Raw genomic sequence first — 18922 nt, forward strand, 5'->3', positions numbered from 1 at the left:
ATGCCCCACGCAACGGCACCTGCAGAAGCCTAGCGGGACGCTGCCTAGCGCGCTCGCGGCATGTCCTGACGTCTGCGGTCGATCCTCTGACACGCTTTAGAACATGGGCATCAAGGCGGTCGACCCGCGTGACCAGACCTGGGGGATTTCGCAGCCGAAGTACCAGGTCTACTTCCACGACGAGACCGGCGCCGCCGACGAGTATGAGGTCGAGGGGGCCGACGTCGCTGAGGTGATGGCCTGGGCGGAGGCACAGCGAGTCGGTCGCACCTTTGTTCTTTACGCCTGCGTGCCCCGTGACGGACTCGGACTCCTGCGCCTAGCGGGCTGTGACCCCAACGCACGCTGATCGTGGCTGCCCGTTAGCCCATCACGGCATCAGGCCACGCAGAACTCGTTGCCCTCTGGGTCCCGCATGACGCGACGTGCCCCAAGACGTCGCCGTACCACTCCTCGCGGACCACCGTCGCGCCGGCAGCCACCTCGGGCACCTTCTGCCGGATCAGTCGTGCGCGCTCGGTCATGTCCCAAGGGCCTGGGCCGGCCACCCGTACATCAATGTGCACCCGGTTCTTGGCGGTCCTGCCCTCGGGCACCTTCAGGAAGCTGATGGCGGGCCCCCTGCCGTCCGCGTCGACGATGGACGCACTGTCGGGCTCACCGAAGCCGGGCTCCTTGATGTACCCCAGGCCGCGTGCCCAGAAGGTCGCGATCTGCTGCGGATCGTCGGCATCGCATCCCAAGGTCCAGTGGGTTGCCATGGCGGCAACGTACGCGAGCCAGGACGCGCTGTCATCGACAGATCCCAACGCCGAGCTGCGCGTCGTTGCCTGGCCGCCGGTCACGCGATGTCACCAATCGGTACTACGACCGGTCCTACCGGCGTCACGAACGGCCGATCAGCGGTAGACCGGCTACTCCGATGCAGCTCCATACGACAGTCGTACCGGGATCTGCACCTGAGCCAGGACGCCGAACCCAGCCCTGACGCGACTCATACCCGCCGGTCGACGACGAGGACAACGCGGTCGGCCAAGCCGGCACTCGGATCGGCCGACCGTGTTGCCCGCGTCTACACCCCTTCCCCGATGCCCAGTTGCACCTGAATCTCCTGGGCGCGTTCGGCAGCCGCGCTGGCGCCGTAGTGCCGGGGCATGTCCTCCGAGGTCCAGCCCAACAACAGCATCAGATCGCCCGTGTTCCCGCCGGCACGCTTCCACTCGTGGGCGAAGTTGTGCCGCCAGCGGTGGGCGTGAACGTTCGCCACGCCCGCGGCGACGCCCAACCGCTTCAGACGAATCTTGATGCCGTTCGCCGCCAATCTCCGGCCGCCACGGTCGGCGAGCCACAGATCCGGCAGTTCCGAACCCTTGTGCTTGCCGCGCGCCCGTAGGTAGCGGCTGATGGCCCGTGCCGTCTTCGGCCCGAATCGCACCCGGCGGTCCTTGGCACCCTTGCCGTGGTAATGCACCGACTCCGTGTTCAGGTCCACATCATCGAGCAGCAGGTTGCCGACCTCCGACAAACGCGCCCCGGTGTTGTAGTACAGGCGAATGATCGCCTCGTCACGCAGGTGCGGAAAAGTCTTGCCCTTACAGGCGTCGAGGAGCTTCTTCGTATCCTCGTCCCGGATGATCGGGATCAACTTCTGGGGCGTCTTGGGCTGTCGAACCCGATCCATTGGAGAGCGGTCGATGTCTTCCTCGATCAGCAACCACTTGAAGAACTGCTGCAGACCTTTGTGCTTGTTCAAGGCGGTCGACGCGGACCGGGTCTCGATCATCCACGCCTGAAACGCCTCCGCATGCCCACGAGTCACCTCGGTGGGGTCCTCCGCGGCGTCGGCGGCGTCAGGGTCGGGCGAGTGCTCGTCCAGGTAGCGGGCCAGTTGCGCCGCGGCGAGGAGGTAGTTGTACCGCGTCGTCTCCGGATAATTGCCCGCCCGCAGCGTCCGGTCCCAGTCGCGCAGGTACCCCGCCCAGGTCGAGGACAGGTCGGTCGTGAGCTTGGTGAGGTCCAGTAGAGCCATGTCGGTCACCCGTCGAGTCAAGGGGTCGATAAGCGGCGTGCTCGACCTCGACGAACCACCATGAACACGAAAAAGAGGGTTTCCACAGGCTCTGACCTGTGGAAACCCTCTCGCTGTCGGGACGGCCGGATTCGAACCGACGACCCCTTGACCCCCAGTCAAGTGCGCTACCAAGCTGCGCTACGTCCCGCCCCCGCGTGGTTTCCCCCGCGGCAGCCGGTACAGCTTAGCGCAGCTGCCCCGGGTCCTCCGCACAGGCCCCACCCGCATTGCGAGGTGACCGAACCACCGCACAACCCCTACAGCGTCCTAGGAGGGTGGGGTGAAAGGAATGCCGGACGGGCGAGCACGCCCATCCGGCATTTCGGGAGAACAAGAACGGGTCAGCCGTGTGCCTTGCCTCGGCCGCCGGGGCCGAGCTTCTTGCGCGGGCGGACCGAGATCTCGATGGGGCTGCCCTCGTACCCGAACTCCTCGCGGAGCTTGCGCTCGACGAAGCGCTGGTAGCCGGCGTCGAGCGGGCCGGTGGTGAAGAGCACGAACCGCGGTGGCGCCACGCCGGCCTGCGTCGCGAACAGGATCCGCGGCGCGCGTCCACCGCGGATCGGGTGCGGGGTGGCCTGCACCAGCGCGGTCAACCACTGGTTGAGCTGCGCGGTCGGCACCCGGGTTTCCCAGCTGGCCAGGGCCTTGTTCAGGGCCGGGGCCAGCTTGTCCACGGCACGGCCGGTCATCGCGGACAGGTTCAGGCGGATCGCCCAGGGGATGCGACGCAGTTCCCGGTCGATCTCCTTGTCCAGGTAGTACCGGCGGTCGGCGTCGACCAGGTCCCACTTGTTGAACGCGATGACCATCGCCCGACCGGCTTCGGTCACCATCGACAGGATCCGCTGGTCCTGCTCGCTGATCGGCTCGCTGGAGTCCAGCAACACCACGGCCACCTCGGCGGCCTCGATCGCGCCGGCGGTGCGCAGGCTGGCGTAGTACTCGGTGCCGCTGGCCTTACCGACCCGCTTGCGCAGCCCGGCCGTGTCGACCAGTTGCCAGGTCTGACCGCCGATCTCGACCAGGCTGTCCACCGGGTCCACAGTGGTGCCCGCCACCGAGTCGACGACCGCCCGGTCCTCGCCGGAGAACCGGTTGAGCAGGCTCGACTTGCCCACGTTCGGCCGCCCGACAAGTGCCACCCGGCGGGGTCCACGCGGCCGGTTCTCCACGATCGCCGGGGCTTCCGGCAGCGCGGCGAGGATGGCGTCCAGCAGGTCGCCGGAGCCGCGCCCGTGCAGCGCGGAGATCGGGAACGGCTCACCGAGGCCGAGTGACCACAGCGACGTGGCCTCCATCTCGATGGCGGTGTTGTCGGCCTTGTTCGCGATCAGGATCACCGGCTTGGCGCTGCGCCGCAGCATCTTCACCGCGGCCTCGTCCACGTCGGTGGAGCCCACCATCGCGTCGACCACGAAGAGCACCACGTCGGCGGTGACGACGGCGGTCTCGGCCTGCGCCGCGATGGCCGCGGCGCGGTCCTTCGCGTCCGGCTCCCAGCCGCCGGTGTCCACCACGGTGAACGCCCGGCCGTTCCACTGCGCGTCGTACGGCACCCGGTCGCGGGTCACGCCCGGGACGTCCTCGACGACCGCCTGCCGGCGGCCGATGATCCGGTTGACAAGTGTCGACTTGCCCACGTTGGGGCGGCCGACCACGGCCACCACCGGCTGCGGGCCGCTCGGTTCCTCGACGGCGACGTCGGGCTCACGCAGCTCGACCCATCCCGCACCCTCGCTCACGCCGCTCCTCCGCTGCGCTCCAGACCGACCTGAGACCCAATCGCGCTGAGCCCGATGATTCGCTCACTACGCTCGCTCATGCCACGCCTCGCTCCGTGAGCAGCTCGCGCAACCGCGCCACGACCTCGTCGATGCCCAGCTCGGTGGTGTCCAGCACCACCGCGTCGGGTGCCTGCGCCAGCGGATTGACCTTGCGGGTCGAGTCGAGCCGATCCCGACGGGCCAGGTCGGCCGCGGTGGCCGCCAGGTCAGCGGCGTCCTCGGCGCTGCGCCGGGCGGCACGGGCCGCCTCGGAGGCGGTCAGGAACACCTTCAGGTCCGCGTCCGGCGCGACGACCGAGCCGATGTCCCGACCCTCGACGACGATCCGGCCAACGTTGGCGATCATCTCGCGCTGCCGGGTGACGAGCAGCTCACGGACAGCCGGCACGGCGGCGACGGCCGAAACCGCGCCGGTCACCTCCGGGCCGCGGATGTCGGCGTCCACGCCCACGCCGTCGACGGTCACGGCGTACCCCTGCGGGTGGGTGCCGATGTGCAGCTTGACGTCGCCGGCGACCTTGGCCACCGACGCGGCGTCGGTGAGGTCCACGCCGGAGCGCAGCACGGCCAACGTGATCGCCCGGTACATCGCTCCGGTGTCCAGGTAGCGCGCACCGATCGCGACGGCGAGCCGCCGCGACACGGTGGACTTACCCGAACCGGACGGCCCGTCCACAGCGACCACACATCGCCTGGCCCGTACGTTTTCCTCCACCGTGTCCTCCTCAGCCCGTACCTCACGGATCGCCCGGTGATCTGGCGCCGCAAGCGGTTGGTCAATCGTCATCAATCATGCCCGCGGTCCGTGGCGGACCCGCGCGCGACGCCGCCGGAGGCGACCCACGCCACCCCGGCGGCCGCGTCCCGGCCGTTGTGGAGCCTACCGGCAGCCGTACCCCGAACCCGGGGGTCAGTCACCCACCGCGGTGAACAGGGCGGCGACCTCGGCGTTCGTCAACCGCCGGATCCGCCCGGTCCGCAGGTCACCGAGCCGGATCGGCCCGATCGAGGTACGCACCAGCCGGGTGACCGGGTGGCCGACCTCCTCCATCAGCCGCCGGACGATGTGCTTGCGCCCCTCGTGCAGGCTCAGCTCCACCTGGGCGGATTTGCCCAGCGTGTCCACCACCTTGAACGAGTCGACCTTGACCGGCCCGTCCTCCAGCTCGACCCCGGCCAGCAACCGCTTGCTTAGGTTGCGCGGGATCGGCCCGACCACCTCCGCGAGGTAGGTCTTCAGCACCTGGTACGAGGGGTGCATGAGCTTGTGCGCGAGCGTGCCGTCGTTGGTGAGCAGCAGCAGGCCCTCGCTGTCCGCGTCGAGCCGCCCGACGTGGTAGACCCGCTGCTCCAGCCGGGCGCCGATGAAGTCGGACAGCTCGTTGCGTCCCTTTTCGTCCGCCATGGTGGTGACCACCCCGCGCGGCTTGTTCATCGCCACGTAGACCAGGCGGACGTCGACCTGGAGGCGCTCGCCGTCCACGTGGATCACGGCGATGGCCGGGTCGACCTTGTCGCCGAGCTTGGCGACCCGCCCGTCCACGGTGACCCGGCGGCGGAAGATCAGGTCCTCGCAGGCACGCCGGGAACCCACGCCGGCGGCGGCGAGCACCTTCTGCAGGCGCTCAGCCCCCTCGAAGACAGGGGCGTCGGGTTTGGGGGAACGGTTATCGGGTCGCATCAGCAAGCTCTTCTACGTCGTCGGGCAGGAAAGGTGCGAGGGGCGGCAGCTCGGCAACGGTGTTCAACCCGAGCTTCTCCAGGAACAACGTGGTGGTCCGGTAGAGGAACGCCCCGCTGTCCGTTTCGGTGCCACACTCCTCGACGAGGCCGCGGGTGACCAGCGTACGGATGACCCCGTCGACGTTCACACCCCGGATGGCTGAGATTCGCGAACGGGTCACCGGCTGCTTGTAGGCGACCACGGCGAGCGTCTCCAACGCCGCCTGGGTCAGCCGTACGGACTGCCCGTCCAACACGAACCGCTCAACGTACGTAGCGTATTCCGGCCGGGTGTACAGCCGCCACCCGCCGGCCGCCCGGCGCAGCTCGAACCCGTACCCGGCGGCGGTGTAGCCGGCGGCGATCTCGTCGAGCATCGGCCCGACCCGTTCGGCGGGCTGCTCCAGCACCTGCGCCAGGACCAGCTCGCTGACCGGCTCGTCGACCACCAGCAGGATCGCTTCCAGGGCGCCGCGCAGCTCACTGTCGGACATGTCGGGCGCAGGCTCCGGCGCGACGGTCACCCGCCGCCGCCCCACCAGCTGCCGCCGGGGTACGTCCCCAGCGCCCCCCGACTCCCCCGCCGCCGAGCCCGAGGCGTTCGCGCCCGGCTCGTCGGAGATCTTGGAAGGTTCCGGCCCCTGGAGGGGCACTTTCTCTCCAAGATCTTCGTGGTTCGATGGTGGCGCCGCGGCGAACTCGTCTGGCTGCTCGGTCGGCTCGTTCGGCGGGGCCTCGGGGTTGTCGGGGGTGGCTTCGGCGGCGGGCGGGCGCGGGCGGTCCCACGGGGGGACCCAGGCGGCGGCCTGGTCGGCCAGTGAGTCCCGGCGTTGCTCGTCACTCATCCCGCGCACCCTCCGTCATTCCCGTCCCGTCCGGCCCGCCGCTCTCCCCCGCCGACTCAAGCTCAGCCACCGCCAACTCAGGCTCACCCTCCGCCAGGGCAGGCCCAACCCCCACCGGCCCAACCCCCACCGGCTCGGGGGCGGCGCCCGGTGAGCCGGGGTCGGCCGGGGTGCCGGCGTACTCGTCGACGTGCAGCTCGGTGTCGCCGTCGACCGGGCCGGTCCAGCGCACGGTCAACTCCTCCAGGGCCTGTTCCTGCACGAAGGCGACCAGGCCCTCCCGGTACAGCTCCAGCAGCGCCAGGAACCGCGCCACCACCTCCAGGGTGGCCTCGCAGTCGGCGCAGAGCAGGGAGAACGTGGCCGTGCCGGCCCGCCGCAGCCGGGCGGCGAGGATCGCCGCGTGTTCCCGGACACTGACCCGGACCATGTGCACGTGGGCGATGGACACCTCCGGCACCGGTTTCGGGGTCATCGCCTTCACGGCCAGCTTCAGCAGCCGCTGCGGGCCGATGCCGAGGACCAGGTCGGGCAGCGCGTCGGCGTAGCGGGCCTCCAGGCTGACCGCCCGCGGGTACCGGCGGCCACCGACCGACTCCAACTCGGCGATGTACGCCGCCGCCTCCTTGTACGCCTTGTACTGCAGCAGCCGGGCGAACAGCAGGTCCCGGGCCTCCAGCAGGGCGAGGTCCGCCTCGTCCTCCACCTCGGCGGAGGGCAGCAGCCGGGCCGCCTTCAGGTCGAGCAGCGTCGCGGCGATCAGCAGGAACTCGCTGGCCTCGTCCAGGTCCCAGTCGTCGCCCATGGCCCGGATGTAGGCGATGAACTCGTCGGTGACCGTGTGCAGGGCCACCTCGGTGACGTCGAGCTTGTGCTTGCCGATCAGTTGCAGCAGCAGGTCGAACGGGCCGGTGAAGTTGGCCAGCCGCACCGTGAAGCCGGTGGCCGCCGCGGCGGGCAGGTCGGCACCCGGTTCGGCGAGCGGCACACCGTCGACCTCGCCCGGAGCAGCGGTGTCGGGTGGGTCGAGGGGTGGCGCGGTCACCGCACGACCGTAGTCCACGAGGCGGGCACCGGGCGGTCCGGCTACCGCTCCGACTGGGCGGCGATCACCTCGCGGGCCAGCTGACGGTAGTTGCGTGCCCCGGAGGAGGCCGGGTCCATCGTCGTGATGGGGGCACCGGCCACGGTGGACTCGGGGAACTTCACCGTCTTGGTGATGACCGTCTGGTAGACCTTGTCGCCGAACGCCTCCACCACCCGCTGCAACACCTGACGGCAGTGCGTGGTGCGGCTGTCGTACATGGTGGCGAGGATGCCCTCGAGTTCCAGGTCGAAGTTGAGCCGCTCGCGCACCTTGTCGATGGTGTCCAGCAGCAGTGCCACCCCGCGCAGGCTGAAGAACTCGCACTCCAGCGGGATGAGCACCCCGTGCGCCACGGTCAACGCGTTGATCGCCAGCAGGCCGAGCGACGGCTGGCAGTCGATCAGGATGTAGTCGTACTCCTTGCGGACCGTGCGCAGCACCCGCGCCAGGGCCATCTCCCGGGCCACCTCGTTGACGAGCTGGATCTCGGCGGCGGAGAGGTCGATGTTGGCCGGCAGCAGGTGCAGCCCCGCGACGTCGGTCTTGATGACCACGTCCTCGGCGATGATGTCGTCCTGCATGAGCAGGTTGTAGATGGACAGGTCGAGGTTGTGCGGGTTGACGCCCAACCCCACCGAGAGCGCGCCCTGCGGGTCGAAGTCGACCAGCAGCACCTTGCGGCCGTACTCGGCGAGCGCCGCACCCAGGTTGATGGTGGTGGTGGTCTTACCCACGCCACCCTTCTGGTTGGCCATCGCGATGATGCGCGCCGGCCCGTGCCGGTCGGTGGGCATCGGCTCCGGGATGGGCTTGCGCATCGTGTAGGCAGCCGGATCCGCCGGACCGAGGTCCGCGCCGAGCGTGGCCTGCTGCTCGCGGAGCTCCGACGTCCAGGTCTCGGCACGGTCACCGTTGCCAGCCATGTGCTCGTTGCCCCCTCCCGACGACCCCACCCGGCGTCGGAGCCGTCCGACGTCCTTCGCGGCGCCGCTGCGCACCCCGGTCGTGTCGCTCCAGGAGGTCCGCGCCGATGCCGACTGTACGCCACCGACCAGCAGGGGGTTGGGCACCGGCCCGGCGTGTCGGCGCCGACCGCGACCGGGTTCAGTCCCGGGCGCGCGGATGGGCGGTGGCGTACACCTCGCGCAGCCGCTCCACGGTGACAAGTGTGTAGACCTGGGTGGTGGTCACCGACGCGTGGCCGAGCAACTCCTGGACCACCCGGACGTCGGCGCCGCCGTCGAGCAGGTGCGTCGCGTACGAGTGGCGCAGGGTGTGCGGGGAGACGGCTGCGGGCCCGTCGACCGGCAGCCCGGCCCGGCCGGCGGCGGCGCGCAGGATGCCCCAGGCGCCCTGGCGGGTCAGCGCGCCACCGCGGGCGTTGAGGAAGACCGTCGGGGTGCCCCGACCGGTGGCGGCCAGGCCGGGACGGGACCGGACCAGGTAGGCGCGCACGGCGTCGACGGCGTACCCGCCGATCGGCACCAGCCGCACCCGGCCGCCCTTGCCGCGCAGCAGCACGGTGCCCTCGTCGGTGTCGAGGTCGTCCACGGCGGCGCCGACCGCTTCGGAGATCCGCGCGCCGGTGCCGTACAGGAACTCCAGCAGCGCCCGGTCGCGCAGCGCGAGCGGCGCGTCGTCGCCGGCCGCGGTGATCGGGCCGGCGGTCTCCAGCAGCCGGACCACGTCGTCGACCGGTAGTGCCCGGGGCAGCCGGCGCGGTGGGGTGGGCGGGCGCACGTCGCGGCTGGGGTCGGCGCCGGCCAGCCCCTCGCGCAGCGCGAAGCGGTGCAGGCCGCGGACCGCGCTGGCCGCGCGGGCCGCGGAGGAGACGGCGAGGGGCGGGTGCGCGTCGTCGCCCGCGCGCAGCCGGGCCAGGTGCGTCTCGACGAGACCGGCGCCGACCGACGCGAGGTCGGTGACACCGGCGTCGGCCAGCGTCGTCAGATAGCGGTCCAGATCCCGGCGGTACGAGGTGAGCGTGTTCGCCGACAGTCCACGTTCGACGGTGAGGTGGTCGAGGTAGCCGCGTACGGCACGGCGCAGGGCCGGCGTGGGCTGGGCGCCCACACCGGCCGGTTCCGTGCCGCCGGTCAGCCCGCCACCGCTCAGGCGAGCGCGTCGGTCAGCGGGAGCACGTCCATGCCGTGCGCCTCGGCGACCGGGCCGTAGGTGACCTGGCCGGCGTGGGTGTTCAGGCCCAGGGCCAGCGCCGGGTCGCGGCGCAGCGCCTCCTGCCAGCCGTGGTTGGCCAACTCCAGGGCGTACGGCAGGGTGACGTTGGTCAGCGCGTACGTGCTGGTGTTCGGCACCGCGCCGGGCATGTTCGCGACGCAGTAGAAGATCGACTCGTGCACCTTGTAGACCGGGTCGGCGTGGGTCGTGGGGCGTGAGTCCTCGAAGCAGCCGCCCTGGTCGATGGCGATGTCGACGAGCACGCTGCCCGGCTTCATCCGGGAGACCAGCTCGTTGGAGACCAGCGTCGGCGCCTTGGTGCCGGGCACCAGCACCGCGCCGATGACCAGGTCGGCGTCGAGCACGGCCCGCTCGACCTCGTAGGCGTTGGACGCGATGGTCTGCAGGTGGCCCCGGTAGATGGCGTCGGCCGAGCGCAGCCGGGCGACGTTCTTGTCCAGCAGCAGCACCTCGGACTGCAGGCCCAGCGCGATCGCGGCGGCGTTCATGCCGGACACGCCGGCGCCGATGACGACGGTCTTGGCCGCGTACACGCCGGAGACACCGCCGGGCAGCACACCGCGCCCACCGCCGGTGCGCATCATGTAGAAGGCGCCCATCTGCGGGGCGAGCCGGCCGGCGACCTCGGACATCGGGGCGAGCAGCGGCAGCGACCGGTCCGGCAGCTCGACCGTCTCGTACGCGATGCCGGTCACCTTGCGGTCGATCAGCGCGTCGGTGCACTCCTTGGAGGCGGCCAGGTGCAGGTAGGTGAAGAGCACCTGCCCCTCGCGCATCCGGTGGTACTCCTCGGCGATCGGCTCCTTGACCTTGAGCACCAGCTCGGCGGTCTCCCACACCTCGTCGGCGGTGGCGAGGATCGTCGCGCCGGCGGCGGTGAACTCCTCGTCGGTGATGCTGGAGCCGACCCCCGCACCGGCCTCGACGAAGACCTGGTGACCACTGCGGGTGAACTCGTTGACGCCCGCTGGCGTGATCGCCACGCGGTACTCGTGGTTCTTGACCTCGCGTGGGATTCCGACCTTCACGATGCAGACACCTCTCTTCGGGGCTGCTCTCCCCCGACTGCTCGGTGCCGCGGTCGCCCCTTTGCCACCACGGTCCACCGGTCCCGCCGGCGGCAGTCTAGGCGCGCCCGGTGCCGCCGTGAGCCAGCACAGTGGCATCCGGTGCCCGGGTGTCCTGACGGAGTGTCAGGGCACGCGGGCGGATTCGCCGGTGCGCGGTCGCCTCCGCCGCCGGGACGGGGTTCGACCATTATCGCCCCATCTGCCGCATGCCGCTGAGGACAGCCGGCAAGGGGCCCCGCGGTTGACCGCGGGGCCCCTTCGCGCGTACTCCCTCGCCGGGGTGGACCGGCGGCGTCGCTCAGCGGGGCAGCGGCGCGTCCGCCCGGCGCAGCGCCGCCCAGCCGGTGTCCCGGGCGCGGGCCGCGGCCAGCAGCCCGGCCACCGCGGACGCGTTGGTGATCTCACCGGCCAGGACCATGGCCACCGCCTCGTCCAGATCGATCCGGACGACCTGGAGGTCGGCCTCCTCGTCGCGGCGCTCGTGCCGCTCGTCGGCCGGCACCTCGGCGAGATCCCGGGCCAGGAAGACCCGCACCAACTCGTTGGTGAACCCGGGTGAGCTGTGCAGGTCGACGAGCACGTCGACCTGCCCGGCGGTGAGGTCGGCCTCCTCGGCCAACTCCCGCAACGCGGCGGCCGGCAACTCCTCGCCGGAGACGTCCATCAACCCGGCCGGCAGCTCCCACAGGTGCCGGCCGACCGGGTGCCGGTACTGCCGGATCAGCACCACCTGACCGACGTCGTCGAGCGCCACCACGGCCACCGCCCCGACGTGCCGGACGAGGTCACGCACCCCCGTCCCGCCGCCGGGCATGGTCACCTCCTCGGTGACCACGTCGAAGATCCGCCCCCGGTACCGCTCCTCGCGCGAGCGCACCTCGTAGCGGTGCTCGACCCCGCTCACGCCGTCGCCCCGCTGGTTCGCTCGCTGCGCTCGCTCACGAGGACGACGCCGCCTTCGTCGCGGCGCCGTTGCGGGCGGGCTTGCGCGTCGTCGGGGCCTCCGCCGCCGCGTCCAGGTCGACCGGCAGTTGGTCGGCCTGCGAGTACGTCACCGCGGCCTTGACGAACGAGGCGAACAGCGGGTGCGGGCGGGTGGGTCGGCTCTTCAGCTCCGGGTGCGCCTGGGTGGCCACGAAGAACGGGTGCAGGCTGCGGTCCAGCTCGACGAACTCGACCAGCCGACCGTCCGGCGACGTGCCGGAGATGTGCAGGCCCGCCTTGGTCAGCGCGTCCCGGTAGGCGTTGTTCACCTCGTAGCGGTGCCGGTGCCGCTCGCTGATCTCGGTGCTGCCGTACGCCTCGGCGACGATCGAGCCCTCGGTCAACGTCGCCGGGTACGCCCCGAGGCGCATGGTGCCGCCCAGGTCACCCTTGCCGGCGACGATGTCCTCCTGGTCGGCCATGGTGGCGATGACCGGGTGCGCGGCCTGCTCGTCGAACTCCAACGAGTTGGCGCCGTCCAGGCCGGCCAGGTGCCGGGCCACCTCGATGGTCATGCACTGCAGGCCGAGGCAGAGGCCGAGCAGCGGGATGCCGGTCTCGCGGGCGTACCGGGCGGTGCCGATCTTGCCCTCGATGCCGCGCACGCCGAAGCCGCCGGGGATGAGGATGCCGTCCACGCCGGCCAACGCCGCGGCGGCGCCGGCCGGGGTGACGCACTCGTCGCTGGGCACCCAGCGCAGCTGCACCCGGGCCCGGTGACCGAACCCGGCCGCGCGGATCGCCTCGCTGACCGACAGGTACGCGTCGGGCAGGTCGACGTACTTGCCGACCACCGCGACGGTGACCGTGTGCCGGGGGCGGTGCACCCGCTCCAGCAGGTCGTCCCAGCTGGCCCAGTCCACGTCGCGGAACGAGAGCCCGAGCCGGCGCACCACGTACGCGTCGAGCCCCTCGCGGTGCAGCACCTTCGGGATGTCGTAGATGCTCGGGGCGTCCGGGGCGGCGACGACCGCCTCGGTGTCCACGTCGCAGTACAGCGACAGCTTCTCCTTGAGCTTCACCGGGATCTCCCGGTCGCAGCGCAGCACGATCGCGTCCGGCTGGATGCCGATGTTGCGCAGCTGCGCCACCGAGTGCTGGGTCGGCTTGGTCTTCAGCTCACCCGAGGGCGCCAGGTAGGGCACCAGCGAGACGTGCAGGTAGAAGCAGTTGTCCCGGCCCAGGTCGTGGCGGACCTGACGGATCGCCTCCAGAAACGGCAGCGACTCGATGTCGCCGACGGTGCCGCCGACCTCGGTGATCACCACGTCGGGAAGCTGGCCGTCCTCGTCCGGGTCGGCCATCGCCAGGATCCGCGACTTGATCTCGTTGGTGATGTGCGGGATGACCTGGACGGTGTCGCCCAGGTATTCCCCGCGCCGCTCCTTGGCGATCACGTCGGAGTAGATCTGGCCGGTGGTGACGTTCGCCTTGCCGGACAACGCCCGGTCCAGGAAGCGCTCGTAGTGCCCGACGTCGAGGTCGGTCTCCGCGCCGTCCTCGGTGACGAAGACCTCACCGTGCTGGAACGGGTTCATCGTCCCGGGGTCGACGTTCAGGTAGGGGTCGAGCTTCTGCATCACCACCCGCAACCCGCGCGCGGTCAGCAGGTTGCCGAGGCTGGAGGCGGTGAGGCCCTTACCCAGCGAGGAGGCGACGCCCCCGGTGACGAAAATGTGCCTGGTCGTCCGTGCTGATGGGGCCAAGGCCTGCTCCCGTGTCGTCTGTCGCGGTCATGGCAGACCGCCGTGCTTGATCAGCAAAAGTGATCACGCGATCCACGGGATTCGACGGTAACACCTCCCGGGCGGGTACCCGCAGGCCGCACCCCGGCTGCGACACCACCGGGTCGTGCGGGCGCTCAGGACGCGGCAACCTCGGTCGATGACCGGTTGACCTGTCGGGGCGGCACGGGCACCGTCGAGGCGGTCTCCGGAGTCGTCCCGCCCCGGGTCGGCCCCGCCGGCTCGTCGGAATCGACGGAGGAGTCGTCGGCGTCGGCCGAGGGGTCCGCGGAGTCGGCCGAGGGCTCGTCGGCGTCGGTCACAGGGCCGTCCGGTGTCGCCGGCGGGGCGCCCGCGGGCGGTCCGCTGATCGGACGGGGGTGGACCGCGCCCAGCGGGCCGCCACCCCCGGTCGGGCCGTCACCGTCACCGACCGGACCGACCCCGCCGGACCCCGGGTCGTCGGCGCCGTCCGCGCGGGAGCGACCCGGCAGCGGGCGGGTCCGGTCGGCGGCATGTCCGAGGACCCGCAACGACGCCAGGGCCGCCATCGGCACCACCAGCGCGGCGGCAGCACCCAGCACGTCGAGTGCCGCGCCGTCGAGCACACCACCGAGCACGGCGGCGACCACGGTGCCGGCCATCGCGGCCCGGACCGCCGGGTAGATGCCGAACAACCGCATCAGCCCACCCCACGGCTGCAACAGGGCGAACCACACCAGCAACCCACCCACCAACGCCAGCACGGTCAGCGGGCTGTTGACCAACGTCTCGAAATTCTCCGTGCTGGACCGGTGCACGGTGAACCCGCCGGTGCCGTCGCCGAGCGCGGAGAGGAACCGGCCCAGGCTGCCCCGCTCGGCCGCCGAACGCCGCAGGTCCACCACGGCGAACCCGATGCCGACCGCCAGGGCGGCCATCGCGGCCCAGGCCAACCGGCTGACCGTCAACCAGCCACCGGCGCTGATCACGGCGGCGACGCTCACCCCGGCGGTGAGGGCGATCGCGCCGACCGGGTCGGCGCCCAGGAACGGGCTGCCCACCACCACCACGGCCAGGCCACCCACGGTCACCATCACCGCGGGCCGCCAACCCCGGTGCAGCCGCTGGGCGAACCAGCCTCCGGTGAGCAACGCCCCGGCGAGGAAGACGCCCAGCCCCACGGTGCTCAGCCCGGCGTACCGGCCACCCTGCAACGCGGAGTAGCCCACCACGCCGTTGAGCTGCAGTCGGGCCCCGGTGAGCACGTCCAGCCCGACGACGAGAGTGGTGAGGCCGGCCACCGCACCGAGGGGGCCGAGGGTGCTCGCGTACCCGGGGACGAACCGGACCGCCGTAGTGCCGGCGGCCACCAGCAGCCCGGTGATCCCGGCGAACAACCAGCCGGGGTGATCACCCCGCCACCAGGGCACCGCGTCGGCCAGCAGCGCCGCCGGCACCGTCAACGCCACGGCGACCAGCAGCAACTCCGCCACGGCCACGACCCGCCCGGAGACCGCGGTCGGGCCGGTCGGCCCGGCGTGCGGGCGGGCACGGCGCAGCAGCGGCAGGACCGCCAGCGCCAGCAGCACCTGCACACCGGCGAGCAGCGTGAAGAACCGGCCGGAGACGGTCCGCTGGGCGGCCGCCTCCCGATCGGCGTTCGCCGGGGCGCTGATCGCGTCGGCGAGGTCGGTCGGACGACCACCGGTGCTGACCGCCGGCCGGCCGAGGAAGAGGCGTTCCGGCATCGGCCGGCCCAACGCGGCGAGGGCGGTCGGCGCGAGGTCGACAAGTTGCAGGTAGCCGTCGCGGCCGGTGCTGGCCGAGGTGAGCCACCCCCGCTCCCAGCCCGGACCGTCGGCGACCGCCACGTGCAGCCGCGACGGCTGGGCGGTGTCGGAGATCCCCGCGACCAGCACCAACGACCGTGGTGGGCGCGCCGCCAGCACCCGGGCCAACTGGGCGTCCGCCGCTCGGGCCTGCCCGGCGCGCGACGCCGGGTCGGTCCCCTCGACCGTGCCGAGGTCGACGATGCTCAGCACGCACGAGCCGAGCAGCACCCGCGGATCGGCCGGCAACGCCGAGGCGTACCTGTCGACGCGGCCGAACGGTCGGGCGGCCGCCACGGCCGCGCCCGGACCCACGGCGACGGAACAGCGGACCGACTCCGACAGCGAACCGGGCATGGCACCCCAGGACAGGCGCTGCTGGTTGTACTGCACCACGCTCTCCTGGTCGGGCAGGTTCGCGCCGATGCCGTCGGGTTGGTCCACGGCCACCCCGGCCGGCGGGCAGCCGTCGGGCGGCCGGCTGCCGTTCCACGCGGCGAAGCTGCCCGCGCCCAGGGTCAGCCAGCCGTCCACGGGGCAGGTGGGTCGGTGCGCGGAACGCACCGACAGCGATCCGATCGACCCGTCCTGGGCCATCCGCCACAACGTCGGGGTGCTCTGCGGATCGACGTCCTCCCAGCGCAGCCCGGCGATCCCGGCGAGCACCACGAAGTCGGCGGTGCGTTGCGGGGCGCTCCGCGGTGGGCGGGCGGCCAGCGCGGTGACGCCGAGCGCCACCACGAGCACGGTCAACAGGGCAGGGGCGATTCGGCGCAGCATCACCGGTGTCCCGTTCTCGGGGCGTCGGAGTCGGGGGTGGCCGCCGGACCGGTGGATTGCCCGGTCAGCTCGGCGTACAGGGCGGCCAGCGTGGCGACAGTGTCCGTCTCGGTCGGCCACGTCGCCGCCCGCCCGGCGCCCCGCCGGCCCAGCTCGGCCCGCGCGGCCGGGTCGTCCAGCAGCGCACGCACCGCCGCGTCGACCGCGTCCACGTCGCCGGCGGGAACCAGCGTGGCGGCGTCGCCGACCAGCTCCGGCAGGCCGCCGACCGCGGTGGCGACCAGCGGTACGCCGGCGCGCAGCGCCTCCTGGGCGAACAGCTGCCGGGCCTCCCAGTCGCTGGTCACCACCGCGAGGTCGGCGCCGGCGAGCAGGTCGGCCACGTCGGTGCGGTGCCCCAGCAGGGTCACCGGTGCGCGGGCCGCGGAGGTCCGCGCGGCCAGCGGCAGATACGCCGGCCCACTGCCCGCGATCACCACGACCGGCGGTGGGGTACGCGTGCGCCAGCGGGCAGCCGCGTCGATCAGCACGTCGTAGCGCTTCTGCGGGTGCAACCGGCCCACCGAGACGATCAACGGCTGGTCCGGCCGTACGCCGAACTCGGCGCGGACCGCCGCCGGGCGTCGGCGCGGCGGGGGAAGCGTCGGGGCGGCGACCGGGGCGAGTCGGGCATCGGTGGCGCCCAGCGCGGCGGCCCGGCGCACCAGATCCGTGGAGGCGCCCAACGCCACCCGTGCGCTGCGGGCCACCACCCGTTCCGCGAGGCGGGACATCCCACCCCGCAGTCCGCCGGAGAGCACCGCGTTGTGCCAGGTCACGATCAGCGGAGCGGCGGGACGGGCCAGCACGGCGACCAGCCCGGCCCGCAGTCCGTGCGCGTGGACCACGTCGACGCCGGCGGCGGAGAGCACCCGCCGCAGGGTCAGCACCGCACGGGCGTCGGCCGGAGTCGGGCTGGCCGGGATCTCCACCGGCTCGAACCGCGCACCCACACCGGCGAAGTCGAACTGCTCCTGGGTGGCGGCCGGCCCGCAGACCAGAACGGTCGCGCCGCCGGCGACGAGACCGCGGGCCGCCGAACGGACGTGCTGGCCGACCCCGCCGGTGCTGGACGCGAGCACCAACGCGACGCTGCCCGACCAACCGGCAGGCTGAGGTGGCTCAGTCATCGCGCTGCCGTCTCCTTCCCGTCGCCCCGCTGCGGGGAGACCGGCGTCGGCCCGCCGCCCCGTGGCCCCCGCCGACCCAGACGCCGCAGCACCCCGGCGAGCAGCGGCTGCACGTCTCGCCGGTCGACGAACCAGACCACAGCGAGGAACACCGCCCCGACCAGAACCCCGGACAGCATGCCCTGACCGAGTGCCGCCGCCGTCGTCGGGGTGCCGCCGCCCGGTGTGTCGAGCCAGCGGGTGAGGCCCAGCCCGGCGAGCGCGGCGAGCACCCCGGCGAGGCCACCGGCCGCCCCGGCACGGGCCGCGCCGGCCAGCGCCGGACGGCCGGCGCTGCGCCCCACCGCCAGGAGCAGCAGCGCACCGAGGACCAGCATCCCCACCGAGTTCGCGGACGTCACCGCGAGCACCCGGTCGGCGGTGGGGAGCAGCGCCGTCAACGGCAGCGCCACGGCCGGAACGACCAGCCAGCCGAGGGTGATCGCCACCGTCGCCGAGCGGGTGTCGCCGCGGGCGTACAGCGCGCGGGACAGCACCGCGAACAACCCGTAGCCGAGCAGCCCCGGCGCGAACCCGCTGATGGCCGCCGCGGTGGACGCCGGGTTGTCCGGGTAGAAGAGGGCGGCGATCGGCTGCGCGGTGCCGACCAACGCCGCGACGCCCAGGCAACTGAAGAGCAGCACGCCCCGCACCGCGCCGGAGAGGGTCCGTCGATAACCGTCCTCGTCCCCGGCGGCGCTGGCGGTGGCCAGGGTGGGATAGGAGGCCACCGCCAACGGCACGGCGAGGACCGCCCACGGCAGCAGGTAGATCGCCTGGGCCAGGTTGAACACCTGCGGGGAACCGGTGGGTCCCCCGGAGACCCGGTTCAGCACCACCAGGAGCGCGATCTGCTGTGCGGCCACCGTCACCGCACCGGCCGTGGCGAGCCCGCCGACCCGCTCCCGCGCGTCAGGGGTGAAGGCGTACCCGAAGCGGGGCCGCACCCGCAGCCGCCGCAGCGGGATCAGCAGCGAGAGCGACAGCACGACCACGCCCAGGGTGGTGCCGCCGGAGAGGAGCAGTTCGCCGCTGCGGCCGACCTGGGCCACGGACATGCCCCGCCCCTGAGCGGCGCCGAAGGCCACGTAGACGACCACCACGGTGAGGCTGGACAGCAGCGGCGCGATGACGGGCCAGGCGAAGCGTCGATGTGCCTGCAGGACGCCGGTGAGCACGATGCCGATCCCGTAGAGCGGCAACTGCGGGGCGAACACGCGCAGCATCCGCGCGCCGGCGGCGAGTTCGGCCGCCGATCGTCCCTCACTGATCAGCGAGATGATCGGGTCGGCGAACAGGACGACGAGCACGGCGAGGGGAACCAGCAGGCTCACCGTCCAGGTGAGCAGGGCGCCGGTGGTCGCCGCCACCGTCCGCCGGTCGTCCGCCGCGACCGCCCCGGCGAGCAGTGGCACGACCAGGCTGGCCAACGCCCCGCCCGCGACGATCTCGAAGACGATGTTCGGCACCGTGTTGGCGATGACGTACATGCCGCCGAGGTCGCTCTGCTCGACCACCCAGGTGAACACGGCGGTGCGGCCGAAGCCGGCGAGGCGGCTGGCCACGGTGAGGACGGCGATGAGCGCGGCTGCCCCGGCCAACCGGCCGGCGCCGACGAGGGGTGCCGGTCTGCTCAC

16 protein-coding genes and 1 tRNA gene are annotated in these 18922 nt (G+C 72.3%); 1 reads left to right on the plus strand and 16 read right to left on the minus strand.

Features of this window, described 5'->3' with window-relative positions:
* Positions 1-103: 103 nt before the first annotated feature.
* Positions 104-349: a hypothetical protein gene (locus AB0C01_RS07980; protein WP_357570680.1), complete on the plus strand. Its 246-nt coding sequence runs from the start codon at positions 104-106 to the stop codon at positions 347-349.
* 13 nt (positions 350-362) lie between these two features.
* Here AB0C01_RS07980 and AB0C01_RS07985 read toward each other — a convergent pair whose 3' ends face one another.
* The 16 genes from AB0C01_RS07985 to AB0C01_RS08060 all read right to left on the minus strand — a co-directional run bounded on the left by AB0C01_RS07985 (position 363) and on the right by AB0C01_RS08060 (position 18922).
* Positions 363-761 carry a VOC family protein gene (locus AB0C01_RS07985; protein ID WP_357570681.1) on the minus strand — a complete coding sequence of 133 codons (399 nt, stop codon included), beginning with the start codon at positions 759-761 and terminating at the stop codon, positions 363-365.
* Positions 762-1072: 311 nt separating this feature from the next.
* A complete protein-coding gene (locus tag AB0C01_RS07990; protein WP_357570710.1) occupies positions 1073-2029 on the minus strand; it encodes a tyrosine-type recombinase/integrase in 957 nt (318 codons plus the stop codon).
* A 116-nt stretch (positions 2030-2145) separates the two neighbouring features.
* A tRNA-Pro gene (locus tag AB0C01_RS07995) sits at positions 2146-2219 on the minus strand.
* Positions 2220-2412: 193 nt separating this feature from the next.
* On the minus strand, positions 2413-3789 hold the full coding sequence (der, locus tag AB0C01_RS08000; protein ID WP_357570711.1) for a ribosome biogenesis GTPase Der: 1377 nt from the start codon (positions 3787-3789) through the stop codon (positions 2413-2415).
* 103 nt (positions 3790-3892) lie between these two features.
* A complete protein-coding gene (gene cmk / locus AB0C01_RS08005) occupies positions 3893-4573 on the minus strand; it encodes a (d)CMP kinase (protein WP_357255826.1) in 681 nt (226 codons plus the stop codon).
* Positions 4574-4768: 195 nt separating this feature from the next.
* Positions 4769-5539, minus strand: coding sequence for a pseudouridine synthase (locus AB0C01_RS08010; RefSeq protein WP_357255828.1), 771 nt, complete (start codon positions 5537-5539; stop codon positions 4769-4771).
* Positions 5526-6425, minus strand: a complete 900-nt coding sequence (gene scpB, locus AB0C01_RS08015) for an SMC-Scp complex subunit ScpB (RefSeq protein ID WP_357570682.1) — start codon at positions 6423-6425, stop codon at positions 5526-5528. The genes AB0C01_RS08010 and scpB overlap by 14 nt, the downstream gene beginning before the upstream one ends.
* Positions 6418-7470, minus strand: coding sequence for a segregation/condensation protein A (locus AB0C01_RS08020; RefSeq protein ID WP_357255832.1), 1053 nt, complete (start codon positions 7468-7470; stop codon positions 6418-6420). The genes scpB and AB0C01_RS08020 overlap by 8 nt, the downstream gene beginning before the upstream one ends.
* 41 nt (positions 7471-7511) lie before the next feature.
* Positions 7512-8435, minus strand: coding sequence for an AAA family ATPase (locus AB0C01_RS08025; RefSeq protein WP_030487987.1), 924 nt, complete (start codon positions 8433-8435; stop codon positions 7512-7514).
* Between the two features lie 181 nt (positions 8436-8616).
* Positions 8617-9582 carry a site-specific tyrosine recombinase XerD gene (locus AB0C01_RS08030; protein ID WP_357255834.1) on the minus strand — a complete coding sequence of 322 codons (966 nt, stop codon included), beginning with the start codon at positions 9580-9582 and terminating at the stop codon, positions 8617-8619.
* Positions 9583-9620: 38 nt separating this feature from the next.
* Positions 9621-10736, minus strand: a complete 1116-nt coding sequence (gene ald / locus AB0C01_RS08035) for an alanine dehydrogenase (protein ID WP_357255836.1) — start codon at positions 10734-10736, stop codon at positions 9621-9623.
* Positions 10737-11076: 340 nt separating this feature from the next.
* Positions 11077-11682 (minus strand): NUDIX hydrolase, encoded by a 606-nt coding sequence (locus tag AB0C01_RS08040; protein WP_357570683.1) that lies wholly within the window; start codon positions 11680-11682, stop codon positions 11077-11079.
* Between the two features lie 34 nt (positions 11683-11716).
* Entirely contained in the window at positions 11717-13468 is a 1752-nt protein-coding gene (locus AB0C01_RS08045; RefSeq protein ID WP_357570684.1) for a CTP synthase, read from the minus strand.
* 155 nt (positions 13469-13623) lie between these two features.
* Positions 13624-16077, minus strand: coding sequence for a hypothetical protein (locus tag AB0C01_RS08050; RefSeq protein ID WP_357570685.1), 2454 nt, complete (start codon positions 16075-16077; stop codon positions 13624-13626).
* Positions 16077-17246: a glycosyltransferase family 4 protein gene (locus tag AB0C01_RS08055; RefSeq protein ID WP_357570686.1), complete on the minus strand. Its 1170-nt coding sequence runs from the start codon at positions 17244-17246 to the stop codon at positions 16077-16079. The genes AB0C01_RS08050 and AB0C01_RS08055 overlap by 1 nt, the downstream gene beginning before the upstream one ends.
* On the minus strand, positions 17243-18922 hold the full coding sequence (locus AB0C01_RS08060; protein ID WP_357570687.1) for a lipid II flippase MurJ: 1680 nt from the start codon (positions 18920-18922) through the stop codon (positions 17243-17245). The genes AB0C01_RS08055 and AB0C01_RS08060 overlap by 4 nt, the downstream gene beginning before the upstream one ends.

The sequence above is a fragment of the Micromonospora sp. NPDC048905 genome, assembly GCF_040649655.1.
In the GTDB taxonomy this organism is placed as follows: domain Bacteria; phylum Actinomycetota; class Actinomycetes; order Mycobacteriales; family Micromonosporaceae; genus Micromonospora.

Excerpts from the sequence above, each read along its gene's own strand:
- AB0C01_RS07980 (WP_357570680.1), top strand. The coding sequence starts at position 104 with ATGGGCATCAAGGCGGTCGACCCGCGTGACCAGACCTGGGGGATTTCG.
- AB0C01_RS07985 (WP_357570681.1), bottom strand. The coding sequence starts at position 761 with ATGGCAACCCACTGGACCTTGGGATGCGATGCCGACGATCCGCAGCAG.
- AB0C01_RS07990 (WP_357570710.1), bottom strand. The coding sequence starts at position 2,029 with ATGGCTCTACTGGACCTCACCAAGCTCACGACCGACCTGTCCTCGACC.
- AB0C01_RS08010 (WP_357255828.1), bottom strand. The coding sequence starts at position 5,539 with ATGCGACCCGATAACCGTTCCCCCAAACCCGACGCCCCTGTCTTCGAG.
- scpB (WP_357570682.1), bottom strand. The coding sequence starts at position 6,425 with ATGAGTGACGAGCAACGCCGGGACTCACTGGCCGACCAGGCCGCCGCC.
- AB0C01_RS08025 (WP_030487987.1), bottom strand. The coding sequence starts at position 8,435 with ATGGCTGGCAACGGTGACCGTGCCGAGACCTGGACGTCGGAGCTCCGC.
- AB0C01_RS08050 (WP_357570685.1), bottom strand. The coding sequence starts at position 16,077 with ATGCTGCGCCGAATCGCCCCTGCCCTGTTGACCGTGCTCGTGGTGGCG.
- AB0C01_RS08055 (WP_357570686.1), bottom strand. The coding sequence starts at position 17,246 with ATGACTGAGCCACCTCAGCCTGCCGGTTGGTCGGGCAGCGTCGCGTTG.